Genomic DNA, 4,495 nt, shown 5'->3' with positions numbered 1-4,495 from the left:
GGCATGCCGTTGATCCGCGAACGTGCCCACGGCGTTGTCACGCGCGGCATAGGCGGGATCCTCTACAGCATCGACAATGGCGCGCAAACCAACGCGCATCTTCAGTTCGACTCTCTTCGCGTCTACCTGAGCGAAGGCGCGAAAATTTCCTCGGATCTTGAATTCCTGCAAGAGGCCAGTACGGCCATCGAAAATCAGCCGGTGACGCCGGTGTTCAAAGTCGGTGTGGTCAATCTCCTCGCTCAGCCAGTCCCGGACGGCACGCCGGTCACACTGGCAATCGCCCAGGGATCAGGACCCAGCGGTGCGATTCTCGGGGGCGCCAGTGCTACGACCATTGCAGGCGTCGCCTCTTTCCCGGGATTGACCTTCGATAGGCCCGGAACCTACCGCCTGGTTGCCCGCAGTTTCGAGGCAGAGGCCCTCAACAATGTCGACATCGTGGTCGCGCAGAGCGATATGCTTTTCGCCGATGGCTTCGACTGAGTCGCGCTGCGCCGAGTCCGATTAGCGCCAGGGAGCGGGATGCTCAGGGAAGAGCCTTCATCTCCGAGTCGGACGCATGTCGCACTGCCGGTTGTTGATTCGCACATGGCCGCGGGTACACTGCGGTCATGCGCTACTCTTTTGGTGATTTCGCCCTCGATGCGGAAACCGGTGAGCTGCTTCGTTCTGGCGAAGTGGTTGCGCTGCGCCGTCAGACATTCCGCCTGCTGCAACTTCTGATCGAGCGCGCGCCAGCTCTGCTCTCCCGCGATACCTTGCTCGATGAGGTCTGGGGCCGAACCGCGCTGGCGACAAACGCGGTGCCGCAGTCGATCAGCGAATTGCGTCGCGCGCTCGGCGATGATGCGCAATCGCCGCAATTCATCGAGACTCGGCACGGGCGCGGCTACCGCTTCCTTGCTCCGGTTCAGCTCGATAGCGGGCCGAGAGTCGAGGCTGTGGCAAGCGCGTTCGCAAAGCAGGAAACTGAGGCCGCGCCGTCAGATCAACTTTCTGCAAGAAAATGGAGCTGGCTGGCCTGGAGCATCGCGGCTGCATCAATCCTGCTGATTGCAGTGTGGATCGCCCCAGTCCTTTTTCGCGTTACCGATACAGCTTCGCGTGCGACACCGGCGCCTCACGCGAATGCGCTGGTTCTCGCTGTGCTGCCGGCAGATGCAGGTGTGCCGCCCTGGGTCGCGCCGGCCGCACTGGAATTGTTCGGACAGCATCTGGCGAATTCGAGATTGCGTCTGTTGCGCAGTGATGCCCTCGGTCTGGCCGACAGTGCGCAAGATGTTCGCTGGCAACATCAGGCACATGATCTTCTCGATGCCGATCATGCCTTGGGAGGACGTTGGCACGTCGAGGCCGATGGGGCGTTGACCCTCGATCTGAGTCTGATTGACCTGGCCGATGGGCGTGTCGTGGTCAGTCGCAGGATCGAGGGCAGTCCGGAGAATCTGGGCGCCCTCGTCGCCAAGGCAGGGTCGGTGATCGCGACCGCATTGCGCATCGCCCCACTCGACGACAGCGATGAGAAGCAGAAGATTGGCGTGCAGGACGGAGCGGACTACTGGAGGGCGTTGAGTGCGATCAGCGCCGGCCACGCGGAACAGGCGGTGCCGACTCTCGCGGGATTGCATGCGCGCCTCGGCAAACCGCAGTGGATGAACGCCGCCTTGATCAAGGCGTATGTGTTGTCCGGCGATCGTGATTCGGCCATTGCGTTGCTTGAGAGTGAGCTCGTGCGCAAGCTATCGCTGCCGCTTGGCCAGCATCTGCGCTTGCAGGCCGAGGTGGCGACGCTGCGCTTTGAGCCGGCGACCGCAGCGGCGGCGTATCGTGCGCTCGCCGATCTCTACCCCGATGATGTCGAGAGCCGGATTCATCTGGTCGAGAGCGAAATCGATTCCCTGCAAGGCGATTCTGCGCGCAAGTCGCTGGCACAACTGGCGGCCTTGCCGGCTGCTCGCAATGATCCGCGACTGACCTTGCTGCGCGCCCGGATCGCGCGTCTGGATAACGATTTCGCAATGGCCGCGCGCGAAGCCGCAGCGGCCTTGCAGATCGCCCAGCAATACGATTTGTTGAAACTGGCCGTCTCCGCAGCACTGGAACAAGCAGCGGCGCTGAACGGGCAAGGACAAATTGCGGAAGCCGCCCGCCTGCTTGCCGAGACCGACGAGGCCTGGTCGACGCGTGTCGATGTGGGCTCGCTGCTCGATCTGCGCCTGCGCCGCGTCCAGCTACTGCGCGAGCAGGGACATCTCGTCGATGCGCAGCAAATACTTGATCAGCTCCAGTCCGACTTCACAGCCGCTTTGCCGCGAGCACGGATCGGTATCGACGCGGCCCTGGTGCAGGCTTTGGCGAGTCAGGTCGACGAAGCGGACGCCACTTTGCAGCGAATCAAGCCGGCAATTGATCGTTGGGGCGACCCTGATCTGTCGATCGGCTGGCTCAATGCCGATGCGATTGCGGCGATCGCGCGCAACGACACGGATCGTGCACAACAATCCTTTGCTCAGGCATTCGCCCTGGCGCGGACCAGCGGGCGTGCCGGCCGCCATGTGGCCTTGCAGGTCAATGCCGGTCTCGCCCTGATGCGTCAGAAGCGCACTGCCGAAGCCGAGCAGCAATGGCAGCAGGCGCTGGAAACGTTTGAAGCACTGGGTGACCGCCGCGGTCAGGCCACCTGTCTTGGCAACCTGGCCGCCTCGGCTTCGAGCCAGGGCCAGCTCGAACGTAGCGTCGAACTCAACACCCGTGCACTAGCCTTCTTTCGCGATCTGCACCTGTCGGGCCCACAGGCGCGCACGGCCTACAACCTTGCACTTGGCGCATCCCGCGATGGCAAGCTCGGCGTGGCCAGGGACTACTACAAGGAAGCCGGTGATGCCTGGCAAGCGGATGGCCAGGACGATCTCGCCCTCCGCGCGGCGGTCGGTCAAGCGGATATCGCGCTGATTTCCGGTGACGCGGGCGCAGCAAGTCGGGCAATGGATGAAGTTGCACAAGTGGAGTCGGCATCTGCGCTAAGCCGTTCGCATGTGCTGGCGATGAAAGCGCAGATCGCGCTGGCACTGGGCAAGCTTGCCGAATCGCGTCAACTGCAAGCGCAGGCGCTTGCTTTGCGCAAGCATGATGGGAGTGAGGGCTGGATAGCGCTGAGTGAACTCGAACTGCTGCGCAATGACTTGCTCACCGGCGCCGACCCGGTTCACGTGCAAGTCGCATCCGAGACGCTCGCCCGGCGTTTCGCCGCGCTGGGTGAAGCCCGTGATGAGGCACGCGCCTGGCTGCTGGTCATCGACGCCCAATTGACCCGCGGCAAAACCGACGACGCACGGCGCTCACTCGACAAGGTCAAGGCAGCCAGTCAGTCGTTCTCGGATCGCACACTCGGCTTTGATGTGGAGTGGGCAGACGCCTGGCTTGGCGACAGTGCCGAGCGATCCCTGCGTTTGCGCTCCCTGCAGGCACGCGCCACCGAGCAAGGCTATCTGCTGGCGGCTCGACGTGCCGAACAGATCCAGGCGACGGCAACTTCAGGGGATGGGCAAAGCAGTATCGCCCGATTGCCGTTGTTTCCCTATGCGCGCATGGGTGATGCAAAGGCTTTGTAGACCTGCAAAGACCGGCGGACCGACGCTGCTCGTGCATCTTGTGTCTTGCCCCGATTCCGAGATCCGTTGCCGCGCCAAACTACAGGATGAACGGTGTAGGAAATTTCCTACACACGGTCGCTGCGCTTTGCCATATCGGGCGCAGACGCAAGCGGACAAGCTGGTATTGCTCGCGTTGGCCCTGCGAAGCGCCCTTTCCCCCGAGGGAGCTGTCGCGGACTGCGCGAGCTCTTTTGACCCGGAGCCACGAGATGGAATCCATACGACAAGCGACAGTTGCCGCGCGCGGCGCGACCAATGATCTGCATACGCTCACTGCAATCTGCGTCAACCTGACATCTCTCGAAGGATCACTGGCCGACGAACAGCGCGCGGCCCGAACTCAGCTGATTGAGGACGTGATCGCGATTCAGAGGCAACTGTCTTCACTCAAGATGCGCGCCGAGGCATTGTTCGGCTCGGTGGCGGATTTCCCCCCGAAAATCGTGGTCTAGCAGCTTGCCGGGCTTCAATCGCCCGGTCTGCGAGTGCGTCCGCGCAGGCGATCAAGAGCACTTTGACTGGTGCAATCTGACTCGGGTTTCTAAAGCAGCTCGACCACCACATCTAACGCTTCACCGATGTCATTTTGGATCGAGTAGTACCTGTCCCAGATACCTTGCATTTGGTTGCCCGCACTTTCGTAGTTGCAAGATTGCTCAGAATCGCCAAAACGTTGTATCAGCATTCTGCAGCTCTCTCTAGGGAGGGTCTGAATAAGTCGAATTTCAAAGTGGAATGATGCTCTTCGGTTTTTTAGTCTGCCTTCCAGTTGCGTCTATCGCCGAGATTCGTGAATTTTGGGTTTTTTGGTCCGATTTTTGCCGATTTCGGCACCTTTT

Annotated in this window: 3 protein-coding genes; all 3 read left to right on the top strand. The window is 61.5% G+C overall.

Going from position 1 to position 4,495, the window contains the following annotated elements; genetic code table 11:
• A partial coding sequence (locus VFN25_RS08550; RefSeq protein ID WP_325140836.1) for a hypothetical protein occupies positions 1–486 on the top strand: 486 nt, incomplete at its 5' end.
• A gap of 128 nt (positions 487–614) precedes the next feature.
• The gene (locus VFN25_RS08545) at positions 615–3,614 is read left to right on the top strand and encodes a winged helix-turn-helix domain-containing protein (protein WP_325140834.1); all 3,000 of its coding nucleotides are present in this window, start codon (positions 615–617) and stop codon (positions 3,612–3,614) included.
• A 251-nt stretch (positions 3,615–3,865) separates the two neighbouring features.
• Complete coding sequence (locus tag VFN25_RS08540; RefSeq protein WP_325140832.1) at positions 3,866–4,108, top strand: hypothetical protein; 243 nt, start codon at positions 3,866–3,868, stop codon at positions 4,106–4,108.
• The last annotated feature ends 387 nt before the right edge of the window (positions 4,109–4,495 follow it).

Source organism: Dokdonella sp., from assembly GCF_035703485.1.
Classification (GTDB): domain Bacteria; phylum Pseudomonadota; class Gammaproteobacteria; order Xanthomonadales; family Rhodanobacteraceae; genus Dokdonella.
The sequence above is the reverse complement of the archived record's forward strand: the minus strand, read 5'-3'. Positions and strand labels throughout refer to the sequence as shown.

Excerpts from the sequence above, each read along its gene's own strand:
- VFN25_RS08545 (WP_325140834.1), top strand. The coding sequence starts at position 615 with ATGCGCTACTCTTTTGGTGATTTCGCCCTCGATGCGGAAACCGGTGAG.
- VFN25_RS08540 (WP_325140832.1), top strand. The coding sequence starts at position 3,866 with ATGGAATCCATACGACAAGCGACAGTTGCCGCGCGCGGCGCGACCAAT.